Annotated in this window: 18 protein-coding genes; 8 read left to right on the top strand and 10 right to left on the bottom strand. The window is 75.4% G+C overall.

The features are described 5' to 3' along the window. Positions 1-89: 89 nt before the first annotated feature. The 3 genes from BUE45_RS24120 to lnt form a co-directional block, all read right to left on the bottom strand. Complete coding sequence (locus BUE45_RS24120) at positions 90-1,097, bottom strand: aldo/keto reductase (RefSeq protein ID WP_084737767.1); 1,008 nt, start codon at positions 1,095-1,097, stop codon at positions 90-92. A gap of 205 nt (positions 1,098-1,302) precedes the next feature. Beyond that, on the bottom strand, positions 1,303-1,863 hold the full coding sequence (locus BUE45_RS24125; RefSeq protein WP_073382036.1) for an FxsA family protein: 561 nt from the start codon (positions 1,861-1,863) through the stop codon (positions 1,303-1,305). A 94-nt stretch (positions 1,864-1,957) separates the two neighbouring features. Beyond that, positions 1,958-3,598, bottom strand: coding sequence for an apolipoprotein N-acyltransferase (gene lnt / locus BUE45_RS24130; RefSeq protein WP_073382038.1), 1,641 nt, complete (start codon positions 3,596-3,598; stop codon positions 1,958-1,960). A gap of 609 nt (positions 3,599-4,207) precedes the next feature. Here lnt and BUE45_RS24135 point away from each other — a divergent pair. The 3 genes from BUE45_RS24135 to BUE45_RS24145 all read left to right on the top strand — a co-directional run bounded on the left by BUE45_RS24135 (position 4,208) and on the right by BUE45_RS24145 (position 9,328). Beyond that, positions 4,208-5,428: an ABC transporter ATP-binding protein gene (locus BUE45_RS24135; protein WP_073382040.1), complete on the top strand. Its 1,221-nt coding sequence runs from the start codon at positions 4,208-4,210 to the stop codon at positions 5,426-5,428. A 286-nt stretch (positions 5,429-5,714) separates the two neighbouring features. Then, positions 5,715-7,910 (top strand): prolyl oligopeptidase family serine peptidase, encoded by a 2,196-nt coding sequence (locus BUE45_RS24140; protein ID WP_073382042.1) that lies wholly within the window; start codon positions 5,715-5,717, stop codon positions 7,908-7,910. Positions 7,911-8,125: 215 nt separating this feature from the next. Then, positions 8,126-9,328 carry a cupin domain-containing protein gene (locus BUE45_RS24145; RefSeq protein ID WP_073382045.1) on the top strand — a complete coding sequence of 401 codons (1,203 nt, stop codon included), beginning with the start codon at positions 8,126-8,128 and terminating at the stop codon, positions 9,326-9,328. A 48-nt stretch (positions 9,329-9,376) separates the two neighbouring features. Here BUE45_RS24145 and BUE45_RS24150 read toward each other — a convergent pair whose 3' ends face one another. Further along, positions 9,377-10,177, bottom strand: a complete 801-nt coding sequence (locus BUE45_RS24150; protein WP_073382048.1) for a TetR/AcrR family transcriptional regulator — start codon at positions 10,175-10,177, stop codon at positions 9,377-9,379. Between the two features lie 101 nt (positions 10,178-10,278). On the opposite strand from BUE45_RS24150, the gene BUE45_RS24155 reads away from it, so the two are divergent. From BUE45_RS24155 to BUE45_RS24170, 4 genes are all read left to right on the top strand, one after another. Continuing rightward, a complete protein-coding gene (locus tag BUE45_RS24155; RefSeq protein ID WP_073382050.1) occupies positions 10,279-11,250 on the top strand; it encodes an ATP-binding cassette domain-containing protein in 972 nt (323 codons plus the stop codon). 41 nt (positions 11,251-11,291) lie between these two features. Beyond that, a complete protein-coding gene (locus BUE45_RS24160; protein WP_073382054.1) occupies positions 11,292-12,137 on the top strand; it encodes an ABC transporter permease in 846 nt (281 codons plus the stop codon). 146 nt (positions 12,138-12,283) lie between these two features. Next, complete coding sequence (locus BUE45_RS24165) at positions 12,284-13,015, top strand: DUF2306 domain-containing protein (RefSeq protein ID WP_073382057.1); 732 nt, start codon at positions 12,284-12,286, stop codon at positions 13,013-13,015. Positions 13,016-13,282: 267 nt separating this feature from the next. Next, positions 13,283-14,152 carry a (2Fe-2S)-binding protein gene (locus BUE45_RS24170; protein ID WP_073382059.1) on the top strand — a complete coding sequence of 290 codons (870 nt, stop codon included), beginning with the start codon at positions 13,283-13,285 and terminating at the stop codon, positions 14,150-14,152. A gap of 227 nt (positions 14,153-14,379) precedes the next feature. Here BUE45_RS24170 and BUE45_RS24180 read toward each other — a convergent pair whose 3' ends face one another. From BUE45_RS24180 to panD, 4 genes are all read right to left on the bottom strand, one after another. Beyond that, positions 14,380-15,567: a DUF4352 domain-containing protein gene (locus tag BUE45_RS24180; protein ID WP_342746046.1), complete on the bottom strand. Its 1,188-nt coding sequence runs from the start codon at positions 15,565-15,567 to the stop codon at positions 14,380-14,382. 128 nt (positions 15,568-15,695) lie between these two features. After that, entirely contained in the window at positions 15,696-16,976 is a 1,281-nt protein-coding gene (locus BUE45_RS24185; RefSeq protein WP_073382066.1) for an MFS transporter, read from the bottom strand. 92 nt (positions 16,977-17,068) lie between these two features. Continuing rightward, positions 17,069-17,311, bottom strand: a complete 243-nt coding sequence (locus tag BUE45_RS24190; RefSeq protein ID WP_073382068.1) for a hypothetical protein — start codon at positions 17,309-17,311, stop codon at positions 17,069-17,071. Between the two features lie 169 nt (positions 17,312-17,480). Continuing rightward, complete coding sequence (gene panD / locus BUE45_RS24195; RefSeq protein ID WP_073382071.1) at positions 17,481-17,888, bottom strand: aspartate 1-decarboxylase; 408 nt, start codon at positions 17,886-17,888, stop codon at positions 17,481-17,483. 236 nt (positions 17,889-18,124) lie between these two features. On the opposite strand from panD, the gene BUE45_RS24200 reads away from it, so the two are divergent. After that, the gene (locus BUE45_RS24200) at positions 18,125-19,192 is read left to right on the top strand and encodes a LacI family DNA-binding transcriptional regulator (protein WP_073382073.1); all 1,068 of its coding nucleotides are present in this window, start codon (positions 18,125-18,127) and stop codon (positions 19,190-19,192) included. Positions 19,193-19,370: 178 nt separating this feature from the next. On the opposite strand, the gene BUE45_RS24205 is transcribed toward BUE45_RS24200, so the two are convergent. Together BUE45_RS24205 and BUE45_RS24210 are read right to left on the bottom strand one after the other, a co-directional pair. Next, the gene (locus tag BUE45_RS24205) at positions 19,371-22,253 is read right to left on the bottom strand and encodes a DEAD/DEAH box helicase (protein ID WP_073382076.1); all 2,883 of its coding nucleotides are present in this window, start codon (positions 22,251-22,253) and stop codon (positions 19,371-19,373) included. 12 nt (positions 22,254-22,265) lie between these two features. Next, entirely contained in the window at positions 22,266-23,165 is a 900-nt protein-coding gene (locus BUE45_RS24210) for a diacylglycerol/lipid kinase family protein (protein ID WP_073382079.1), read from the bottom strand. Positions 23,166-23,170: the final 5 nt, after the last annotated feature.

Raw genomic sequence — 23,170 nt, forward strand, 5'->3', positions numbered from 1 at the left:
CCCGCGTCCGCGGAGCGCCAAGGTCCGGCAAAACCCCCGCCCCCGTCCGGCGCGCGCCGGACGGGGGCGGGGCCCGTGGCCGGTTCCGGTCAGACCGGCCGCTCGCTGTCCAGGGCCGCCATCTGGACGGCCGCGTAGCGGTCGCCCGAGGCGGCGCCGGCGGGGACGGCCGCCTCGACGGCGGCCAGGTCCGCGGCGGACAGCACCAGATCCCGGGCCGCGAGGGACTCGGCCAGGCGGTCGCGGCGCCGGGCCCCCACGAGCGGGACGACGTCCTCGCCGCGGGAGGCCACCCAGGCGATGGCGACCTGGGCCACGGTGGCGCCGACCCCGTCGGCGACGGCGCGCAGCGCCTCCACCAGCCGCAGGTTGGCCTCCAGGGCCTCCCCCTGGAAGCGGGGGCTGAAGCCGCGGAAGTCGCCCGCGGCCAGGGCCCGGTCGGGGCTCCAGTGCCCGGAGAGCAGCCCCCGGGAGAGCACTCCGTAGGCGGTGATCCCGATCCCGAGTTCGCGGGCGGTGGGCAGGATGTCGGCCTCCACGCCCCGGGAGAGCAGGGAGTACTCGATCTGGAGGTCGGCGATGGGGTGGACGGCCGCGGCCCGGCGCAGCGTCTGCGACCCCACCTCGGACAGGCCGATGTGGCGCACGTACCCGGCCTCGACCATCTCGGCGATGGCGCCGACGGTGTCCTCGATGGGCACGTCGGGGTTGAGCCGCGCGGGCCGGTAGACGTCGACGTGGTCGGTGCCCAGGCGGCGCAGGGTCTGGGCCAGCCGGTCCTTCACCCCGGCCGGGGCGGTGTCGTAGGGCGCGTGCTGGAAGGCCCCGCCGGGCGCCTTGCGGGCCCCGAACTTGACGCTGAGGACGGCGTCCTCGCGCGAGCGGGAGCGCAGGGCGTCGCGGATGAGGAGTTCGTTGTGCCCCTCGCCGTAGAAGTCGGCGGTGTCGAGCAGGGTGATCCCCGCGTCCAGGGCGGCGTGGATCGTGGCGGTGCTCTCGGCCTCGTCGGCCGGGCCGTACAGGTCGGACATGCCCATGGTGCCCAGGCCGAGGGCGGAGACGGCGGGGCCGGTGGTGCCGAGCGTGCGCTCGTTCATGCGTATGCCTCCCTCGCGGACCGCGGGACGATCCGCTGGTATCACCGATAACAAAGATGACGGTATCAGTGATTAGAACCAAGGGAAACACATATCTGTTATCAGTGGAACCACCAGGGTGCCCGTACAAGACGGGGCCCGCCGAGGGACGGACGCTCGGCGGGCCCCGTCGCTCCCGGCGTACCGGGAGGGAGGGTGGTCTGGATCAGTCCTTGTCGTCGTCGACCGGCTCGAAGCGCCCCTGGATGAGCCGGCCGTCGGAGGAGGAGCGCGCAGCGGGGCCCTCCCCGCCGCGGGGCGGCGCGCCCGCGCCGCCGAAGGGGTTCTGCCCGGGGCCGAAGGGGCCCTGGCCCGGGACGCGCGCGCCCTGGGCGAGCAGCTCGGCCTCCATGCGGTCCCGCATGCGGCTCATCCGCCGCTGCGCCCAGCCGGTGAACGCCCAGCGCAGCAGCGGCCGGGTGAACGGCAGCACCAGCAGCAGGCCGACCGCGGCGGTCAGGAAGCCCGGGACCGCCAGCAGGACGCCGCCGGCCATGAGCATGAGCGGGTCGAGCAGGCCGGGCGGCTGCGTGCCCGCGCGCATCGCCTCGTCGGCGTCGCGGAAGGCCTTGGTCCCGGCCCGGCGCAGCACCGCCACGCCCAGCACCATGAGGGCGACCAGCGCGGCCAGCGTCCACGGGACGCCGATCCAGCCGCCGACGACGATCATGAGCCACACCTCGACGAAGGGCAGCGCCATGAGTGCGAGCACTGTCAGGATCGGCATGCGGAACCATCCTCGGGGTCGTACGGGCCGGTGAGGTCCTCCCTCGTCGGGAAGAACGCCCCACCGACCCTCATGGTTCCCCGCGCGGGGCGGTTCACCCGTCGGCGGAATCCCCGCGGGCCCGGCGGGACAGGACCACCGCGGCGACCGCCGCGCCCAGCCCCACGGCGGCGAGCAGCGCCTCGGGGGCCGCGCCCAGCCGGGTGGCGACCGTGGGACCGTCGGCCGCGGTCAGCTCGGCGACGTGGATGTCGGGCTCGGCCTCCGGCGACTGATAGGCGACCGTTCCGTCGGGGTCGACCACCGCGCTGATGCCGCTGGTGGAGACCACCACGGCGGGGCGGCCGTGCTCGACGGCGCGCAGCCGGGTGATGGCGAGCTGCTGGTCGGACTGGCCGGTGAAGTTGTAGTTGGCGTTGTTGGTGGGGATGACGATGATCCCGCCGCCGGCGGCCACCGACTCGCGCACGGGCCCGTCGAAGGCCACGTCGAAGCAGATGCCCACGGCCAGGGTGGTGCCGCCGATCTCCACGGCGCCGGGCTCGGTGCCGGGGACGGCGTCGGAGCTGACCTGCTCCAGGCGCTGCACGAACCGGGTGAAGAAGTCGCGGAAGGGGATGTACTCCCCGAAGGGCACCAGGAAGCGCTTGTCGTAGATCTCGCCGGGCCCGGTCTCGGGGTCCCACACCACGCTGCTGACGTAGCGGGTGCCGTCGTCGTTGAAACGGCTCATCCCCCACAGCAGCGGCACCCCGGCGTCGGCCGCCGCGCCGTCGATGATCTCGCGGGCGCGGGGGTCGCGGAAGGGGTCGATGTCGCTGGCGTTCTCGGGCAGCAGCACCAGGTCGAGTTCGGTGCCGTCCGCGCGGGCGGCGGCGGCCAGCTCGTGGACGCCGTCGGCGTGGTTCTGGAGGACCTGCATGCGCTCGCCCGCGACGGACATCTCGCCGACGTTGGGCACGTTGCCCTGGACCATGCCCACGGTGACGGTCTCGCCGGCCGGGGGCCGGCCCACGGCCGGGGCGACGGTGCCGCAGAGCACGACCGCGGCGGACGCGGCCAGCGCCAGGGCGGCGGTGGGCGCGCCGGCGCGCGGGCCCCGCGAGGCCGTGCGCAGGACGGCCCACAGCAGCAGGCCGCCGGTGAGGGCGACGGCGAAGGTCACCAGCGCGGAGGAGCCCAGGGCGGCGTACCCGGCGAAGGGCGTGTCGGGCTGGGCGAAGGCGAGCTTGCCCCAGGGGAAACCGCCCAGCGGCCAGCGGGCGCGCAGCGCCTCCTGGGCCACCCACAGGGCGGCGGTCCAGACCGGCCAGCCGGGCAGCCGCAAGACCAGGGCGACGCCCATGGCCATGGGCAGGTAGTAGACCGTCTCGGCGGCGGCGATGAGCAGCCACACGTCGGCGCCGAACACGTCCTGCCACCGCACCAGGGGGACCATGAGCGTGGCACCGGCCACGGCGCCCAGCCAGGCGGCGCGGCGCATCCGGGTCCCGGCGACGGCGAAGAGAAGGAGGGCGGCGCTCAGCGGCCCCAGCCACCACAGCCCGTAGGGCTCCAGGGCGAACAGCTGGGCCAGGCCCGAGCCGGCGGCGGCCGCGAGACGCCACAGGAGGTCGTACCGGCCCCAGCGGTGGCCGAGGGGGAGAACGGTGGCCGTCCGGCCCGTCACCGGCGCCGGGGGCGCCTGGGGGCCGGCGGCGGGGACCCCGCCCCGCTCCGTGTGTTCGGTGACCACGTGGGGTCTCGCTTTCCGCAGGTGTGGTGAGGGTGTGCGGTCAGCATATTGGGGGGACGCGGAAAAGGCCCGAGCCACCCTTCGGACCGGCTCCGTCCCGTCGGCGGCGAGCTCGGAATACCGTTGTCTACTGGATGTTCGGGCCTTTTCCGGGTCCAACCCCCCGCCCGGTCGCGGTACTCCGCCCCTCACCCGATCCCGGCTGCACCTGGCGCGTGATGCAGCGTCCGATCGGACGAGTGGGGGACGCACAACCGGTCCGTCCAGTGCTGGACTGGTCGTTAGGTTACCCAGACTCCCCAACCGGATGCCTCAACCCGGCCGCCGTGTCGTGGCGGCCCCGCCGAGTGTCCGCAGGGGAGGAGTGGTGAACCGTCGCACAGGCTAACGCACCTGGGGCCGCCATGCCAGTCGAGCGCTCCGGGTTTCAGTCTGACCGCAATCAGATCAAGTCCGCCCTAACCCTGGACTTTTCGATCACTTTCCTGTCTCATATGATCAGAAAAACGGTCCGGTTCGATCACGATGAGCGCGAACCGGTCCGGGTGACCCGGGTCTGCGGCCACGAGATCCCCGTCACCCCCCGACCCGATGCAGCGGAGCACAGACATGGCGGAGATCGCCCTCGAAGGCGTCGACAAGATCTACGGAGGCGGCGTCAAGGCCGTCGACAACCTGAACCTGCGGATCGAGGACGGCGAGTTCATGGTGCTCGTCGGCCCGTCCGGCTGCGGCAAGTCCACCGCGCTGCGCATGATCGCGGGACTGGAGGAGATCTCCGCGGGCACCCTGGTCATCGGCGACGAGATCGTCAACGACCGCCCGCCCAAGGACCGCGACATCGCGATGGTCTTCCAGAACTACGCGCTCTACCCGCACATGACGGTCGAGCAGAACCTCGCCTTCGGCCTCAAGCTGCGCAAGGTCGCCAAGCCCGAGATCGCGCGCCGCGTCCAGGAGGCGGCCGAGATGCTGGGCCTGGAGCCCTACCTCAAGCGCAAGCCCGGCGCCCTCTCCGGCGGCCAGCGCCAGCGCGTGGCCATGGGCCGCGCCATCGTCCGCGAGCCGCAGGCCTTCCTCATGGACGAGCCGCTGTCCAACCTGGACGCCAAGCTCCGCGTCCAGATGCGCGCCTCCCTCAACCAGCTGCACGAGCGCCTGGGCGTCACCACCGTCTACGTCACCCACGACCAGATCGAGGCGATGACCCTGGGCGACCGGGTCGCGGTGCTGCGCGACGGCCGCCTCCAGCAGGTGGACACCCCCAAGCGCCTGTTCGACTCCCCGGTCAACCTGTTCGTGGCCGGCTTCATCGGCTCCCCCGCCATGAACTTCGTGGACGCCTCGCTGACCTCCGAGGGCGGCGGCGCGGTGCTGAAGTTCGCCGACCACACCCTGCCGGTGCCCGCGTCCGTGCTGGACTCGCGCCCGAACCTGCGCGACTACCTGGGCCGCGACATCATCCTGGGCATCCGCCCCTCGGACTTCAACGACGCCGAGTTCGACGGCAACGACGGCCCGCGCATCGAGGTCACCGCGGACGTCACCGAGGAGCTGGGCACCGAGATCAACGTGATCTTCACGGTCGACGCCCCGCCGGTGCGCCACGAGGACGCCGCCGCCCTGGCCAAGGACGCCGCGGGCGACGACACCGAGAGCGCCGAGGCCGCGCTGCCGCTGGGCGCGGACCGCTCGCTGTTCACCGCCCGGGTCAGCCCGCGCAGCCAGGTCCGCCCGGGCAGCACGATCACGCTGTCGGTGGACGTCAGCCAGCTGCACTTCTTCGACCAGGAGTCCGGCCTGGCCATCGGCCACCCGGACAACGCCTGACGGCCCAAAGCGTCAGCGGGGGCGCCGACTCCCGAGGCGCCGGGCGGCCCCGCGGCCGTCCGGCGCCTGGCACCCCCTCCCCCGCGGCGCCCCGCTCCGAGCGGGGCGCCGCTTTTTCGCGCCCCCGGCTCCGGACTCCCCCGCGAAAAGGGGCGGACCGAATCCCGCAACGCCCGCGCCGCCGCCGCTCCGGCCTGCGGACCTCACCTTCAGGCAAGGTCCGTATCACCCGCGGGTAAGACGGTTCTTTCTTGACCGTCGGAACGGGGGCCCGAACGATGTGAGGGTGCGCAACCGAGTCCCCGGAGCCGCCCCCGTCCGCGAGCCGTCGTCCGTCGTGGACACCCTGCACGGCCGCCCCGTACCGGACCCCTACCGCTGGCTGGAGTCCGCCGACGACCCCCGGACGCTGCGGTGGCTGGAGGAGCGCGCCCGCGACCACGCCCGCGAGGCCGCCGGGTGGACGCTGCGCAACCGGCTCGACGCGCGCATCCGCCGCCACCTGGACGCCGACCTGTGGTCGGCTCCGGTGCACCGGCCCGGACTCCTCCTGGCCACCGTGCGCCCGGCCGGGGCCGAGCACCCGCGCCTGGTCGCCTTCGACGTCCCCGACGACGTCCTGTCCGGGGCCTCCCCCGCCGCCGTGCGCGCCGACCGGGCCCGCGTGGTCTACGACCCGGCGGCGGCCGACCCCTCGGGCCGCACCACCCTGGACGCCTGGGAACCCGACCCGACGGGCCGCCTGGTCGCGGTCCAGACCTCCGCCGGCGGGGTGGAGCGCGGCGTCCTGCGGGTGCTGCGCGTGGCCGACGGCCGACAGGTGGGCCCGGCCGTGCGCGGGGTCCGCTACTCCCACGTGGCGTGGACGCCCCGCGGGCCCTGCGCCTTCTACTACGTGCGGCGCGACGACGAGGGCGGCGCCCGCGGGGTGTGGCTGCGCCGGGCCGCCGACGGCACCGAGGTGTTCGTGCGCGCCTGCTCGGGGCCGGGCACCGTCCCGGGGGTGCGGGTGCTGGGCGGGCGCCTGCTGCTGTTCACCGAGAGCCACGGCACCGGCCACCGCACCGACCTGTGGCTGGCCGACCTGGAGGCAGGGCCGCCCGAGGCCCCCGACCTGCGCCCGGTCCAGGTGGGCGAGGAGGCCGAGACCGAGGCCGACCTGGGCCCGGACGGCCTGCTGTACCTGCGCACCACCCTGGACGCCCCCTGGCGGCGGATCTGCGTCACCCACCCGGACCGGCCCGGCCCCGGGAACTGGCGCGAGGCGGTCCCCCAGCGCGAGGGCGAGACCCTGGACTCCTTCGCCCCCTGCGGCACCGCCGGCTCCCCCGAGCTCCTCGTGGTGCGCACCCGCCTGGGCATCGACTCCGCGACCGTCCACGACGCGCGGACCGGCGCGCCGGTGCGCACCGTGGACCTGCCGGGCGAGGGCATGGTGAGCGGTCCGGCCACCGCCCCGGACGGGTCCGTGTTCCTGAACTACGCCGACGTCACCGCCCAGCAGCGGGTGCTGCGCCTGGCCCCGGGCTCCTCCCGCCCGCTGTCCTGGCCCCCCGGGGCGGCCCCGCCGCCGCCCGCGCCGCGGGTGGAGCGGACCGTGCTGTGGTGCCGGTCCGCCGACGGCACCCGGGTCCCGGTCACCGTCCTGACCGCGCGCGGCGCGCCGCCGCCGCCCGCCTCCGCCGGGAACGGGCCCGGCACGGCCGCCCCGCCCGCGGAGCCGCTGCCGACCCTGCTGCACGCCTACGGCGGGTTCGGCCGCCCCCGCAGGTTCGGGTTCAGCGCGACCGTGCTGGCCTGGCTGTCCCTGGGCGGGCGCTACGCGGTGGCGCACGTGCGCGGCGGCGGCGACATCGGGCGCGCGTGGCACCTGGCCGGCGCCGGCCGCGCCAAGCCGCGCGCCGTGGAGGACCTGGTGGCGGCGGCCGACGCCCTGGTCGCGGCCCGGCTGTGCGAGCGCCCGGGGCTGTGCCTGTCGGGCGGCTCCGCGGGCGGGCTGCTGGTGCTGGCCGCGGCGGCGGCCCGGCCCGACCTGTGCTCGGCGGTGATCGCGTCCGCCCCGCTGGCGGACATGGCCAGGTTCGAGCGCCTGGGCCTGGGGCGGATGTGGACCCGCGAGTTCGGGACCGTCGCCGACCCCGCGGACTTCGCCGCCCTGATGTCCTACTCGCCCTACCACCGGGTGCTGGAGGGCGCGGTGCGCACGCCGGGGCTGCGGTACCCGAGCGTGCTGCTCACCGGGTTCGACGGCGACACGCGGACCGACGCCGCCCACCCGCGCAAGATGTGCGCGGCGCTGCTGGCGGCGGCCCGCTCCGAGGAGGGGCGGCCACCGGCCCTGCTGCGGTACGAGCGCGACGTCGGGCACGGCCCGCGCGCGGTCGGCCGGGCGGTGGGGCTGGCCGCGGACGCGCACGCGTTCGCGGCCCACCGAACGGGGCTGTCGCCGCGCCGCCCGGCGCGGGGCCGGCCCTGGCCCTAGAGGAAACCACCACACGGAAGGCGAGGTGCGGCGTATGGACCCCATCGAGGTCGAGGTCGAGGAGCTGGCCGAGGTGACCTCCCGCGACATCACCGCGGGCGGCGACAGCGACGGTACCGACTCCAGTTCCGACTTCATCTGATCCCCTTCGCACCCGCCCGGTCCGGCCGTGTCCGGGCCGGGCGGGCCCCTTCGTCCGAAAGGCGGGAAGCACCGTGACCGATCCCGGCCACCTGTTCAGTGAGAGGCTGTGCGGCATCGTGGGCCGGGAGGCCCTGACCGAGCGGCTGTCGGACGAGTTCGTGTTCGCCGACCTGGGGGCGGACGCGGTGCGCCCCCTGGTGGGGTTCGACGACCTCAACGCCATGCTGGCGGCGTGCGCGCCCGAGCCCCCGCGGCTGCGGCTGCACAGGGACGGCTCCCCGGTCCCGGTGGAGCGGTACACCGAGGCGGTCACCGCCTCCCGGGCGGCCCGGCGGGTGGTGCGCCCGGAGGCGCTGTACCGGGAGCTGCGCGAGGGGGCGAGCCTGGTGCTGGACGGGCTGGACCGGATGCACCCGCCGGTGGCCGCCGCGGCCGACGACCTGATGCGGCTGGTGCGCGAGCGCGTGCAGGCCAACATGTACCTGATCTGGGGGGAGTCGCGCGGGTTCGACACCCACTGGGACGACCACGACACGGTGATCGTGCAGGTGGAGGGCACCAAGCACTGGCAGGTGCACGGGCCCGGGTCGCGCACCCACCCCATGAAGGACGACGTGGACCACGCCCACACCCCGCCGCGGGACGCCGACGGCGGGCTCCAGATCGTGTGGGAGGGGGTGCTGCGGCCGGGCCAGGTGCTGCACGTGCCCCGCGGCTGGTGGCACACGGTGACCGGGACCGGGGACGTGAGCCTGCACCTGACGTTCGGGTTCACCCGGGCGACCGGGGTGGACTGGGCGCAGGCCCTGGTGCGGCGGCTGGTGGAGGAGGAGGGGTTCCGGCGGGACCTGCCCCGGTTCGCCGACCCCGACGTGCGGCGCAAGCACCGGCGGGAGCTGGCGGCGCGGCTGGCGGAGCTGGCCGAGGAGGCCGACCTGGACGGGTTCCTGGCCGAGCGGGACGCGCGGTTCCCGCGGCGCACGTCGTTCTCGCTGCCCTGGACCGTGGACGGGGAGCCCCCGGGGCCGGGGGCGCGCGTGGAGTTCGTGCCCATCCTGCCGCCGCCGCTGGTCCGCGAGGGCGGCAAGGTGGCGCTGTCGGTGGGCGGGCGCCGGTACCGGCTGCCCGCCGAGGCGGGCGAGGTGCTGGGCGTGCTGGCCGAGCGCCGGTCGCTGACGGTCGCGGAGCTGGCCGAGGCGGCGGGTACCGCCCCCGGCCGGGCCGCCGAGGTGGTGTCGGTGCTGGCCCGCCACCACCTGGCCCTCATCCGCTGACGCCCGTTCGGGCGGCGCCCGGCGCGGCGCCGCCCGCGGGAGGGGCCCTCAGGCGCGGGGCGGACCCGCGGCCCGGGAGCGGACGTAGGCCTCGATGCCGTCGAGGATGCGGTGGAGGCCGAAGTCGATCTCCTCCGCGGGTCCGCCGGTCCGGCGGGTGTCGGCCGGGGGCGCCTCCTCCAGGACCTCCTCCCCCAGCATCCGGGCGATGGTGGGGAACCGGTCGGCGGTGACGACCCGGCGCAGGCCCACGCTGTAGTCCCCCTCGACCTCCAGCAGGGTGCTCCCGGTGCTCTGCGCGGCGCGCGTCATCTCGATCTCCAGGCGGATGGTGTCGCGCAGCACCGCCGAGAGCATCGTCAGCATCTGGACCGCCTCGCCGACGCCGAGCCCGGAGGCGACCAGCTCGCGCAGGCCGGCCTCCATCCAGCGCAGGCCGTTGGGCCCGCTGGGCGGCCCGGAGAACCCGACGAACACCGTCCACGGGTGGGCGCGGTACATGTCCAGGGCGTCGTGGCACCACTCCTCCAGGCCGGCGCGCCAGTCGCCGTCCGCCCGGGGGCCGGGCGGGACGCCGTCCATGGCGGCGTCGAGCATGAGGACGAGCATGTCCTCCTTGCTGTCCACGTACCGGTACAGGGACATGGTGGTGTAGCCCAGCTCCCTGGCCACGCGCTGCATGGAGAGCGCGTCGAGGCCCTCCGCGTCGGCGACGGCGATCGCCGCGCGGACCACCGCCTCCCGGCTGAGGCGCGGCTTGGGGCCCCGCCGGGCGGCCGGCGCGTCCAGGCCCCAGAGCAGCTCCACCTCCCGCGCCATCCGGCTCTTGCGCTCGTCCTCGGTCGTCATGGGCCACCAGTCGTCGGGGTCGTCTCGTTGACACCATCCTAGAACTGTGTATTACTTACACTCACTAGTGTGCGACATAAACAGTTTAGGGAGTACGCGCCATGGCCGACCGATCCCCCGCCGTACGGGCCGAGGGGCTGCGCAAGGGCTACGGCGACACCGCCGCCTTGGACGGATTCGACCTGGAGGTGCCCGCCGGGACCGTGTTCGGCCTGCTGGGCCCCAACGGGGCGGGCAAGACCACCGCCGTGCGGGTCCTCGCCACCCTGCTGCGCCCCGACGCCGGGCGGGCCGAGGTCGCCGGGGCCGACGTGGTGCGCGAGCCCGAGCGGGTGCGCGCCGCCATCGGCCTCACCGGGCAGTACGCCTCCGTCGACGAACTGCTCACCGGCCGGGAGAACCTCGTGATGTTCTCCCGCCTCTACGGCCTGGACCGGGGCGCCGCCCGGCGCCGCGCCGGGGAGCTGCTGGCGGACTTCGGCCTCACCGAGGCCGCCGACCGGTACGCCTCCGGCTACTCCGGCGGCATGCGCCGCCGCCTGGACCTGGCCGTCAGCCTCATCCAGCGCCCGCGGGTGCTCTTCCTCGACGAGCCCACCACCGGGCTGGACCCGCGCAGCCGCCTGGGCGTGTGGGAGTCGGTGCGCTCCCTGGTCGCGGCCGGGACCACGGTCGTGCTCACCACCCAGTACCTGGAGGAGGCCGACCGGCTGGCCGACACCGTCGCCGTGATCGACCGCGGGCGCACCCTCGCCGAGGGCACCCCCGACGCCCTGCGCTCCCGGGTGGGCGGCGACCGCCTCGACGTGGTCGTGCGCGACCCGGCCGACCTGTCCGCCACCGCCGCCCTGCTCGGGTCCGCGCTGGACGCCCCGGCGACCGTGCACCGCGGGGAGCAGCGCATCAGCCTGCCCGCCGCCGACCGCCTGGCGGTGCTCACCGGGGCCGTGCGCGCCCTGGAGGGGTCGACCGCGGCCATCGCCGACATCGGGGTGCGCAGGCCCAGCCTCGACGAGGTGTTCCTCGCCCTGACCGGCCGCGACGCCGACGCCTCCCGCCCCGTCCCGGCCTGAGAACCGACCGACCGCCCACGCCCCTCCCGGAGTGATCCACGATGACCGCCACCCTCGCCACCGAACCCGGCACCGCCCCCGAGCGCCCGCCCGCCGCCCACTCCGGCAAGCTCGTCTCCGACGTCCTCGTCCTGACCCGGCGCAACCTGCTGCACATGGTGCGCAGCCCCTTCGAGCCCGGCATCGCCATCGTCATGCCCGTCGTGATGGTCCTGCTGTTCGGCTTCCTCTTCGACGAGGTGATGTCCGGCCACGGGGGCGGGAACTACCGCGAGTTCCTCGTCCCGGCGATGCTGGCCATGGTCATGGTCTACGGCGTCTCCGGGAGCGCCAACGGCACCGCCCGCGACGTCTCCCGGGAGGTGATGGGCCGCTTCCGCTCCATGCCCATGTCCCCGGTGGCCCTGCTGACCGCCCGCACCGCCGCGGACATGGTGCGCGCCTGCCTGGAGATCGCGGTCCTGGTCCCGGTGGGCCTGCTGCTGGGCTGGCGGGCCGGGAACGGGCTCGCCGGGGCCGCCCTGGCGATCGGCCTGCTGCTGCTCTTCCGGCTGTCCCTGGTGTGGCTGGGCGTCCTGATGGGGCTGCTGGTGCCCGACCCGGAGGCGTCGGGCATGATCGTCTACCCGCTGGCGTTCCCGCTCACCATGCTCTCGACCGCCTTCCTGCCCGCCGGGGCGATGCCCTCCTGGATGGCGCCCGTCGCCGAGTGGAACCCGCTGTCCGCGGTCGTCTCCACGCTGCGCGACCTCTTCGGCAGCCCGGGCGTGCCCGCCGACTCCTGGCCCGCCGAGCACGCCGGGCTGCTGGCCGTGGCGGTCCCGGCGCTCCTGCTCGTCCTGTGCGTCCCGCTGGCGGTGCGCCGCTTCCGCTCCCTGAGCCGCTGAGGCGGCGCGGACACCACGGCCGGCCGGGCGGCACCCGCCGCGGGGACCGGCCGGACACCACCCCCGGCCGGGCGGGCGCACCCCCGTGCCCGCCCCGCCCCCGCGGCGACGACCGAGAAGACCGCGCCCCCCGAGGAGAGAGACCCATGACACCCCCCGCAGCACCCGGCACCGCCGCACCGCGCCCCCGCCCGGCACCGGCCCCCGTCCGCTGGTGGCGGCGCCCCTGGATCCTGCCGCTGGCCCTGTTCAGCCTCACGTTCCTGCTCTACGCGGTGCCGCCCTACCTCTCCCTGGACCCGGCCGACGCCCGGCTGCCCGTCCCCCAGACGCCCTCCTGGTACTTCCCGGTGCTGGTCACGCACATCTTCGGCGGCGCGCTGCTAACCCTGCTGGTGATCCTCCAGGTGTGGCCGTGGCTGCGGTCGCGGTACCCGGCCGTGCACCGCTGGAGCGGCCGGGCCTACGTGCTGGCGGGAATTCCGCTGGTGGGCGTCCCGGCGCTGCTCATCGCGCCGTTCAGCGGCACCGGGTTCGGCACCCAGGTCTCCAACACGGTCTGGGCGGTCCTGTGGCTGGCGTTCACCGTCCTGGGGTTCGCGATGGCCCGCCGCCGCAGGTTCGCCGACCACCGGGAGTGGATGCTGCGCAGCTTCGCGCTCATCTACGGCATCGCGTTCAACCGGGTCGTCCTGGTCCTGCTGATCCCGCTGGCCCTGCTCGGCGTCGACCCGGAGGTACCGGCCGAGGACCCGATGGCGCTGGCGCCCGTGGTGGCCGCGCCGTCGAGCTTCCTGTCCTGGATCGTGCCGCTGCTGTTCGTCGAGTGGTGGATCAAGTACCGCGGGCCGCGCCGGCGCCGCCCGGCCGCCGCCTGACCACGCCCGGGGCCGGGGCGGCCCGGCCCCGGCTCCCCCTCTCCCCACCTGCAAGGACGAACCCGGACGAAACCTTGGAACGGCCCGGGGCCGCGCCCCTCCCCGCCGGGGAAGGATCCCCGTCACAGGAGGGGCTCATTGCGTGGACGCAGATCGTTAGGGTAGCCTCACTTAAGAGGCGCAGACGTTCTACCCGTTTCCCGGTGGCCTGCGACCGAGCCCCCCGGACACGACGGCTCCGCTGCGACGAAGGGCAGGTTCCCCACGGTGACTCCGGCGAACCCCGATCCGATCGAGGCCCTCCGCGACGCCTGCGCGCCCCTGCGCTTCCACCCGCTGCCCGAGCTGCTCGCGTTCGAGGAGCTGCACGGCCGCCCGGCGGGCGCCGTGCAGTGGTACTCCGCCGCGGCCCTGGCCGCCGAGGGCTGGGTGCCGATCCTGTTCGACAAGCTCCGCACCGAGCACGGACCCGGGCACCGGCTCCCCGCCGCCACCAACTTCCTGCGCGTCACCCTGCGCGAGCCGATCTTCCTGGTGTCGGCCTCGCTGTACCTGACCGGGCGCGCCCCCCTGCTCGACCCCGACACCCTCTACCTGCCCTGGGACACCCGCGCCGCCCGGTTCGGCACCCCCGTCTCGGCGGACACCCGCTTCGCGGTCCTGCCGGGCGACCCGGCCGCCGGCCGACCCGACACCGTGACGGCCCGCGACGCCGACGAGCAGGTGCGGCTGGCCGCCGAGGCCCTGTTCGCGACGTTCGAGCCCCTCATCGACGCCCTGCACGGGCACTCGCGGGCGGGCAAGCGCACCCTGTGGGGCTGGGTGCTCGACACCCTGCACTTCTACATGCTCAACCCGGCCCGCTACCTGGCCCGCGACGCCGGGGACGCCTGGGAGTCCGCCGAGCGCCTGGCCGACGCCGTGGTGGCGGCCGGGGCGGTCACCCGCAGGCGCCCGCGCCTGTTCCCCTTCGCCCCCGGGCACCCGCAGGGCACCTGGGCCGTGCGCGGCACCTGCTGCTTCGACTACAAGGGCGACCCCGAGCACGGGTACTGCACCACGTGCCCGCTCAAGTGCGACACCGAGCGCGCCGAGAGCCTGGCCCAGTGGCTGCGCGACCCCGCGCTGGCGCCCTGACCGCACACGGAGCGGCCCGGTACCGCCCGGGTTCCCATGTCGGCCGCGACACCCCGGCGCTGCCGGGAGACCGCGACCGCCGCGCCGCGCACCGGGCACGGACCCGCCCGCCCGCCCGCGGGAACCGCCCCGGGGCCGACGGCCGGCACCGGGAACGCCGCCGCCGCGGCCCGCGCGCCCGGCACCGCCTTCGGACGGGCCCGCGGGGCCGCGCCGCGCACCGGCCCCTACTGGACCGGGCTCTCCACCGGCTCGCCGTAGTACGGCTCGAACACCACCCGGTCGGCCTCCACCAGCCCCTGCACGGTGATCACCCCGGACGTGCTCTGCCCCGGGACGAGCGTGCTCGCGTCCAGCTCCCGCGCGTCCATCCCCACCGCCTCGGCGGTGCTGTGCAGCGTCCCGGAGGCGTCGATGACGCTGAAGTACAGCGGGTTGACGTCCAGCGACTCCTGTCCCCCGTTGCTCACCGACACGTCGACGCTGGTGAAGTCGCCGGACGTGTACAGCGGACCGGGTTCGAAGTCGGTGCGCCCGGCCGTCACCTCCGCGCCGCTGCTCCCCTCCCCGCGCCCCTGGGAGCCGGTCTCCCCGGGCCCGGGAGCCTGCGCCGTGGGCGGGCGGCTCTGCGCCATGAACAGGCCGACGGCGGTGCACCCGCCGCCCACCAGCAGCAGGAGCAGCAGCACACCGCAGCCGATGCCGATGATCTTCCCCCAGGGGGTGGGCACGGCCTCGGGCGGCCCGTGCCCGCCGGGGGGCGCCCCGTAGCCGCCGGGCGGTCCCCCGCCGCCGGGGCCGCGGCCCGCGCCGAAGGCCGGCGGGGCCTGCCCGCCGTACCCGTCTCCGGCGGGCGCGTCCGGGTACGGCGGCCCCGCGTGGCCGCCCGCGGGCCGTCCGGCTCCGGTGCCCGGGGCGTCCGACTCCCCGTACCCGGGCGCGTAGCCCGCGTGCTCGTACCCCGCCTGGTAGGGGCCGTTGGGCCCCTCGGACAGCTCTCCGCCCACCGGCTCGGGCGGGGCTCCCGTGGGGTGGTCCCGCGGCGGGTACCCGCCGGGCGGCTCCATCGGCGGCCCCGGCGGTTCCTGCGGCGCCCCGGCCCCGGGCGGCTCCGGCGGCGCCTCCCCCTCGGATGCGGCGTCCGGGTACGGCGTCCCCAGGGGCGGCGGGGTCCAGTGGACGCCGGGCGGGGGAGGCAGGTGGCCGCCCTCCTCCGGCGGTCCCGGGCGGTCCCCGGCCGGCCCGCCGTAGGGCGGGGGCGTTTGCGGGGGCTCGCCCGGCGGCTGCGGCCCGCCCCGCGCCGGGTCCTCGGGGTCGCCGGGCCGCCACTCCTCCGGGGGGCGGTGGTTCACCGGGTCGCCCGGCGTCTCCTGCGGTCGCTCCTGCGGCCCTTCCTCGGGTCCCCGATCGGTCACGTGAGAACACCCCTCCAGTGGCGTCGGCCCACCGAGGGCGGTGGGCGCCCCAGACCTGCACGGTAACCGCGGGGGTCCGGGGCCCGGCGAAGCCGAACGGGCGTTTCCGGTAAAGGTCGGGATGTTTTTCAGCGGCCGGCCCGGCGGTCGGTGCGCACGGCGCGCAGGGCCAGCACGAACACCGGGACGGTGAACAGCGCCGCGAACAGGTTGAGGCCGCCGAAGCCCGTCTGGGCCAGGACCACCCCCGACAGCCCGCCCGCCGCGGCGCCCCCCAGGTTCATCAGCAGGTCGCTGACGCCCTGGGCGCGCGGGCGCACGCCCACCTCCAGCGACCCGGCCAGCAGCGCCGTGCCCGAGACCAGGCTCAGCGACCAGCCCAGGCCCAGCAGGACCAGGCCCGCGGTGACCATCGCCTCGTCGTGCCCGGCGGTGCCCGCCACCGCGGTCGCCGCCAGCAGCACCGCCTGCCCGGCCAGCAGCACCGGGACGCGGCCCAGCCGGTCGCTGAGCCAGCCCACCACCGGGGAGAACGCGTACATGCCGGCGATGTGCAGGGAGATGGTCAGGCCGATCACGGTCAGCGCCGCGCCGTGGTGCGACATGTGGACCGGGGTCATCGTCATGACCGCGACCATCACCGTGTGGGCGCAGACGATGCCGACCACGGCCAGCAGCGCGCCCGGGGAGGCGGCCACGACGCGCAGGACGGCGCGGATCGGCATCTTCGCGGGGGGCGGGGCCGCGGGGTCGGCCGAGGCCGCGGCGCGGGCCGCGGTGAGCAGCGGGTCCGGGCGCAGCAGCGCGAAGGTGAGCAGGGCGCCCAGGACGAATCCGGTGGTGGTGAACAGCACCGGTCCCAGCAGCTCGGGGAGGCCGACCAGGGCGGCGACCCGGCCGCCGGGGGTGATGAGGTTGGGGCCCAGCACCGAGCCGACGGTGGTCGCCCACACCACGACGGACAGGTCGCGGCCCCGGCTGCGGTCCGAGGCCAGGTCGGCCGCGGCGTGGCGGGCCTGGAGGTTGGTGGCGGTCCCCGCGCCGACCAGCACCATGCCCAGCAGGAACAGCGGGAACAGGCCGGACACCGTGGCGGCGATGACGACGAGGCCGCCGGCCGCGCCCAGCGCCCACCCCAGCGCCAGCCCGGGGCGGCGCCCGCGGCGGGCCGCCAGCGAGGCCAGCGGCAGCGCGAAAACGGCGGCGCCCAGGGTGATCATGGTGGTGGCCATGCCCGACCAGGTGTCGGAGCCGGTGAGGTCGATCGCGATGAGGGCGCCCACCGCGAGCATCGCCCCCATCCCGACACCGCCCACCACCTGGGTGAGCATGAGCGCCGCCACGGTGCGGCGCTGGAGGCGCAGGCGCGTCTCCTCCGGCAGGGCACCGGGAACGATGTGCGTGGACACGCGACCTACTTCCGATTCGTCCGATCAACGGTGGAATCGTAACCCCGCGTTCACATGGTCCGCCATGTCGCGTTATCCACTATTTCGGACATTCAGCGGCGGCGGTGGCGCCAGCCGAGGTAGTCGTGCTCGCGCTCGACCTGGCGCATCCCGGAGTAGAGGTCGCCGGGGTCGGCCGCGCTGATGACCACACCCCGCGCGGGGATCACGGGCCAGCAGGCGAAGGCCCAGTACCGGCGGGTGTGAACACCCCAGAACACGACCCAGGCGCCCTGTTTCTGCCACTGGATGTGCTCGGCGATCCGACGCTGCTCGGCGTCCCTCGTGTCGTCCATTCCGCACCGGGATGTACCCGGCACCGGCGTGCCCGACCAGACCGGAATCGGCCATGCGGCAAGGGTTTTCGGCCCCTTGCGGAACGTCGTCGGCGTCCGCGCGGGGGCCGGGGCCCGGCCGCGGGCCCCGCCCGGGGCGGGCGGGCCCGGACGGGGACGCGCGCGCGGCTCAGCGGCCGGGGACCAGCTCCGGGTCGCCCGGGACCGGCTCGGCCGGGTCGGCGCCCAGCGCCACCACCCGGTTGTCCCGGTCCACGTGCACGATGTGGGGGACGTGCCCGGCGCGCTCGGCCTCGGTCAGCTGCGCGTAGGAGATGATGATGACCAGGTCGCCGGGGCTGACCAGCCGGGCCGCCGCCCCGTTGATGCCGATGACGCCGCTGCCGCGCTCGCCGGTGATCGCGTAGGTGACGAGCCGGGCGCCGTTGTCGATGTCGACGATGTGGACCTGTTCGCCGTCGACGATGTCGGCGGCGTCCAGCAGGTCGGCGTCGATGGTCACCGAGCCGACGTAGTGCAGGTCGGCCTGGGTCACGGTGGCGCGGTGGATCTTGCCGTTGATGAGGGTGCGCAGCACTGCTCGGTCCTCGCTTCAGGTGTCTTGCGGACTACAGGCCCCTCGCGGGGTCCCGTGCCCCTCCATGATGGCGTCCGCCGTGACCGCTTTCGACCACGGGGTCCCCCTCGCGATCAACGCCCCTTTCGGGACCCCTGTTCCCCGCCGGCGCGCGCCGCGCGGGGCGGTCCGTGCGGGACAATGGGACCGTCCCGGGCGCCCGACGGCCCCGGGCCGCTCCCGATCGTCGAAGCCGGATGCAGGTGTCGGTGAACCACAGCGACGGCCCCCGGGCCGCCTCCGAGCCGGCGCGCAGGGCCACCATGCGCGACGTCGCCGCCCTGGCCGGGGTGAGCATCAAGACCGTCTCGCGCGTCATCAACGGGGCGCCCTCGGTCTCCGACGGGCTGCGCGACCGCGTCACCGGCGCCATCGCGCGCCTGGACTTCCGGCCCAATCTCGCGGCCAGCAGCCTGCGGCGCGCCGACGGGGCCACCCGCCAGATCGCCCTGCTGCTGGAGGACGTCGCCAACCCGTTCTCGGCCGCGCTGAGCCGGGCGGTGGAGGACGCGGCCCGCGAGCGCGGCACCCTGGTGTTCGCGGGCAGCCTCGACGAGGACCCGCTGCGGGAGACGGAGCTGGTGCGCGCGGCCACCCTGCACCGGGTGGACGGCATCCTGCTGGTCCCGGCCGGGCCGGACCACGGCTACCTGGAGCGGGAGGTCCGCAGCGGGACCCCGGTGGTGTTCGCCGACCGGCCCCCGCGCGGCCTGGCCGCCGACGCGGTGCTGGCCACCAACGAGGAGGGGGCGCGGGAGGCGGTGCTGCACCTGGCCGACCACGGGCACACCGAGATCGCGTTCCTGGGCGGCGAGCGGCGCATCAGCACCTCGGCCGAACGGCTGGCGGGCTACCGGGCGGCGCTGGCCGAACGGGGGCTGGCCGAGCGCCCCGGGCGCGTGGCGGACGACCTGCCCGATGCGGGGAGCGCGGCGCGGGCGGTGGCGGCGATGCTGGACTCGGGCGATCCGCCCACGGCCCTGTTCACCGCGCAGAACCTGGTGACGATCGGCGCCATCCGCACCCTCCAGGAGCGCGGGCTGCACGGCCGCGTGGCGGTGGCGGGGTTCGACGACTTCCCCATGGCCGACCTGCTGCTGCCCCGCGTGACGGTGGTCGCCCAGGACGTGGCGGGCATCGGCGCGCTCGCGGTGCGCCGCCTGTTCGCGCGCATCGCGGGCGACGCCTCCCCGCCCCGCGAGGAGCGGGTGCCCACCTCCCTGGTCGTCCGCGGCTCCGGCGAGATCCCCCCGCCGCCCCGCTGAGCGCCGCCCCCGCCGGGGGCGGGTCCGCACGGCCCCCGCGGCCGGGTACGGCCGCGCACGCGCACGCGGGCCGGTCGCCTCCCGGGGCCGCGCTCCCGGCCCGGGGCACCGGAGCGCGCCCGCGGGCCGGCGGGCACGCGGGCCGACCTCCCGGGGCGGCCGACCCGCGCGCGGACCCCTACGTGAAGGACGAGTAGGCGACCACGCCGCGGCGCACCAGGTCGGAGGCCTTGCGCGCGGTGGAGCGCACCCCCTGGTCGTTGGTGGCCCCCGCGATCTGCCCGAGCATGTCCACCAGCATCTTGGCGGTGCGCACGAAGTCGCCCGCGGGCATGTCGGCCTGGCGCAGGATCGCGTCCAGCCGGTCCCCGCGCGCCCAGCGGTGCGCCGTCCACACGAACCCCAGGTCGGGGCGGCGCAGGAACGTCACCCGGTGGCGCGCCTCCACCTCGTTCAGCTCGCCCCACAGCCGCACCATCTCGGCCAGGGTGTCGTCCACCCGCCCCCCGGGCAGGCGCGGGTACGCCTCGTCGTTGCGGCGCGCCTCGTACACCAGGGACGCCGCGCAGGCCGCCAGCTCCACCGGCGAGAGGTCCTTCCACAGGCCCCGGCGCAGGCACTCCGCGACCAGCAGGTCCAGCTCCGAGTACACCTTGGCCAGCCGCGCCCCGTCGTCGGAGACGTCGTCGCCGTCCAGGTACCCCAGGTCCTCCAGCACCCCGCACACGCGGTCGAAGGTGCGGGAGATGACGTGGGAGCGGCCCTCCACCCGGCGGCGCAGCGCGTCGGTCTCGCGCTGGAGCCGGTGGTGGCGCTCCGCCCAGCGGGCGTGGTCCTCGCGCTCGGCGCACCCGTGGCAGGGGTGGGCCCGCAGCGCGGCGCGCAGCCGCACCACCTCGGCGTCCTCCCCCGCGTTGCGCGGCGCCCGCTCGTAGACGGGGTCGGTCCCCTGCTCCTGGAGCTTGTTGCGCAGCGTGGAGGCCAGGTCCTGGCGCGAGCGCGGCGACTTGGCCGAGAACGACTTGGGGATGCGCATCCGCCCCGACGGCCGCACCGGGACCGGGAAGTCCGTCGCGTTGATGCGCTTGACCTGCTTGTCCACGGTCAGCACCAGCGGCGCGGGCAGGTCGTGGCGCAGCCCCGGGTCCAGCACGACCGCGTGCCCGGTGTGGCGGCCCGCGGGGATGCGGATGATGTCGCCGGCCCGGAGTTTCTCCAGGCTCTCCAGCGCCTCCTCCCGGCGGCGCGAGGACCGGTTCTTGGACAGCATCGACTCCCGGTCGCCCAGCTCCCGGCGCAGCCCGGCGTACTCCATGAAGTCGCCCAGGTGGCACTCCGCGGACGCCGCGTACCCCTCCAGCGCCTCCTCGTGCTTGCGCAGCTGCTTGACCAGGCCCACCACGGCGCGGTCGGCCTGGAACTGCGCGAAGGACTCCTCCAGCATCGAGCGGCTGCGCCGCCGCCCCACCTGGCCGACGAGGTTGACGGCCATGTTGTAGGACGGCTGGAAGCTGGAGTTGAGCGGGTAGGTGCGGGTGCCCGCCAGCCCGGCGATGGTCTCGGGGTCGCTGCCGGCCTGCCAGACGACGACCGCGTGCCCCTCCACGTCGATGCCTCGCCGGCCGGCCCGCCCGGTGAGCTGCGTGTACTCCCCCGGGGTCAGCTGGACGTGCGCCTCGCCGTTCCACTTGTCGATCTTCTCGATGACCACCGTGCGGGCCGGCATGTTGATGCCCAGCGCCAGGGTCTCGGTGGCGAACACCGCGCGGATCAGCCCGCGCGAGAACAGGTGCTCGACGATCTCCTTGAACGTCGGCAGCATCCCCGCGTGGTGGGCGGCGATCCCGCACTCCAGGGCGCGCAGCCACTGGTCGAACCCGAGCACGGCCAGGTCCGCGCCGGGGATGTCGGCGCAGCGCGTCTCCGCGTACTCGCGGATGTACTCGGCCTCCTCGGCGGTGGTCAGGACCAGCCCCGAGGACAGGCACTGGCGGACGGCGTCGTCGCACCCGGCCCGGCTGAAGACGAACGTGATGGCCGGCAGCAGCCCGAGGTCGTCCAGCTCCTCGACGATCGCGGGGCGCGAGGGCGGCGCGAACCGGCTGCGCGGGCGCATCTTGCCGCGCGAGCGCGACTGCGGGTGCCGCTTGCGGTGGGCCAGCTGGGTGAGCCGGGAGTCCTCCTCGGCGATGCGCGACAGCCGCGGGTTGATCCGCAGCGTGCGGCCGCCCACGTGGATCTCCCGGGGCTGCATGCCCCGCTCGCGCCTGCGCTTCTTGCCGCCCCGGCGCTCCCGGCCGCGGTCACCGCGCTCCCCGGCGTCCCCGCCGTCACCGGCGCCGTCGCCCTCGGCGGCGGCCCCGGTGTCCTCGTCCGGGTCCAGGTCCACGAACAGGTCGTGGACGCGCTCGCCCACCATGACGTGCTGCCACAGCGGGACGGGGCGCTTCTCGTCCACGATGACGGTGGTGTCGCCGCGCACCTGCTGAAGCCACTCGCCGAACTCCTCGGCGTTGGACACGGTGGCGGAGAGGGCGACCATGCGCACCGACTCGGGCAGGTGGATGATCACCTCCTCCCAGACCGCGCCGCGGAACCGGTCGGCGAGGTAGTGGACCTCGTCCATCACCACGTACGCGAGCCCGCCGAGGGTCGCCGAGCCCTCGTAGAGCATGTTGCGCAGCACCTCGGTGGTCATGACGACCACCGGGGCGTCGCCGTTGACGCTGTTGTCACCGGTCAGCAGGCCGACCCGGTCGGCGCCGTAGCGCGCGACCAGGTCGTTGTACTTCTGGTTGGACAGCGCCTTGATCGGCGTGGTGTAGAAGCACTTGGTGCCCTCGGCCAGGGCCAGGTGCACGGCGAACTCGCCGACCACCGTCTTGCCCGAACCCGTCGGGGCGGCCACCAGCACCCCGTGGCCGCCCTCCAGAGCCTTGCAGGCCCGCACCTGGAAGGGGTCGAAATCGAACCCGTACAGCCCCTGGAACGCCGTGATGGCGGGGCTGGAGGCGCCCTGGTTGCGGCGGAAGGCGGCGTACCGCTCAGCGTGACTACTCATAGGGCTCCCAGCCTATGAGGTCAGCTCCAACATCTCGACCGACTTCGGCACCACCTCGCACACCAGTGACGGCTCCCCGATGCGCTCCCCGTCCGCGTAGACGGGCACGCCCTGGGCCCGGATGGCCACGGTGCGCCCGCGCTCGACGATGATCTCGGGGCGGTCGAGGTGCCCGCCGGTGAAGACCAGGGGGAACAGGAGCAGGAAGCGCGCCAGCGACGTCCGGCGGCCGAAGACCACGTCCAGGAGGCCGTCGTCGGGCTCGGCGGCGGCGCACACCTTCATGCCGCCCCCGTAGGAGGAGGTGTTGCCCACGGCCACGAGCATGCCCGGCTCGTCGATGACCCGGCCGTCGACGTCGATCTCGTAGCGCGCGGCCTTGAAGGACCCCAGCTCGGCGGCGATGCCCGCCAGGTAGCCGGCGCGGCCGGCCTTGAACCGGAACCCGTTGACCCGCTCGTTGACGCGGGCGTCGAACCCGCAGGCCAGCACGCTGAGGAAGTGGCGGCGGGTGCCGTCCGCCAGCTCCACGCGCACGCAGTCCACCGAGCGGGTGCGCCCGCGCAGGACCGCGGCGGCCACGTCGCGCATCGACCCGCGGGGGCGGCCGAAGGCGCGGGCGATGTCGTTGCCGGTGCCGGTGGGCACCACGGCCAGGGGGACCCCGGTGCCGACCACCGCCTGGAGGGCCTGGTGGACCAGCCCGTCACCGCCCACGGCGACGAGGGCGTGGGGGTTGTCGGCCGCGGCCAGGCGGGCCATGCGGCGGCTGTCGGCGGCCGACCCGCCGCTGTAGACGTGGACGCGCGCCCCGGCCTCCCGCAGCGCCTCCTTGAGGCGCACGGCGGTGACGGCGGCGCGGCGCCGTCCCGACTTGGGGTTGACCAGCAGGGCGATGTGAGGCGACGACATGGAGG

The sequence above is a fragment of the Nocardiopsis flavescens genome, assembly GCF_900141985.1.
Classification (GTDB): domain Bacteria; phylum Actinomycetota; class Actinomycetes; order Streptosporangiales; family Streptosporangiaceae; genus Nocardiopsis; species Nocardiopsis flavescens.

Bases quoted from the DNA above. Each gene is read 5' to 3' on its own strand.
- BUE45_RS24150 (WP_073382048.1), bottom strand. From the start codon at position 10,177: ATGACGACCGAGGACGAGCGCAAGAGCCGGATGGCGCGGGAGGTGGAG.
- BUE45_RS24160 (WP_073382054.1), top strand. From the start codon at position 11,292: ATGACCGCCACCCTCGCCACCGAACCCGGCACCGCCCCCGAGCGCCCG.
- BUE45_RS24190 (WP_073382068.1), bottom strand. From the start codon at position 17,311: ATGGACGACACGAGGGACGCCGAGCAGCGTCGGATCGCCGAGCACATC.
- BUE45_RS24125 (WP_073382036.1), bottom strand. From the start codon at position 1,863: ATGCCGATCCTGACAGTGCTCGCACTCATGGCGCTGCCCTTCGTCGAG.
- BUE45_RS24155 (WP_073382050.1), top strand. From the start codon at position 10,279: ATGGCCGACCGATCCCCCGCCGTACGGGCCGAGGGGCTGCGCAAGGGC.
- BUE45_RS24210 (WP_073382079.1), bottom strand. From the start codon at position 23,165: ATGTCGTCGCCTCACATCGCCCTGCTGGTCAACCCCAAGTCGGGACGG.
- BUE45_RS24120 (WP_084737767.1), bottom strand. From the start codon at position 1,097: ATGAACGAGCGCACGCTCGGCACCACCGGCCCCGCCGTCTCCGCCCTC.
- BUE45_RS24200 (WP_073382073.1), top strand. From the start codon at position 18,125: ATGCAGGTGTCGGTGAACCACAGCGACGGCCCCCGGGCCGCCTCCGAG.
- BUE45_RS24165 (WP_073382057.1), top strand. From the start codon at position 12,284: ATGACACCCCCCGCAGCACCCGGCACCGCCGCACCGCGCCCCCGCCCG.
- BUE45_RS24205 (WP_073382076.1), bottom strand. From the start codon at position 22,253: ATGAGTAGTCACGCTGAGCGGTACGCCGCCTTCCGCCGCAACCAGGGC.
- BUE45_RS24135 (WP_073382040.1), top strand. From the start codon at position 4,208: ATGGCGGAGATCGCCCTCGAAGGCGTCGACAAGATCTACGGAGGCGGC.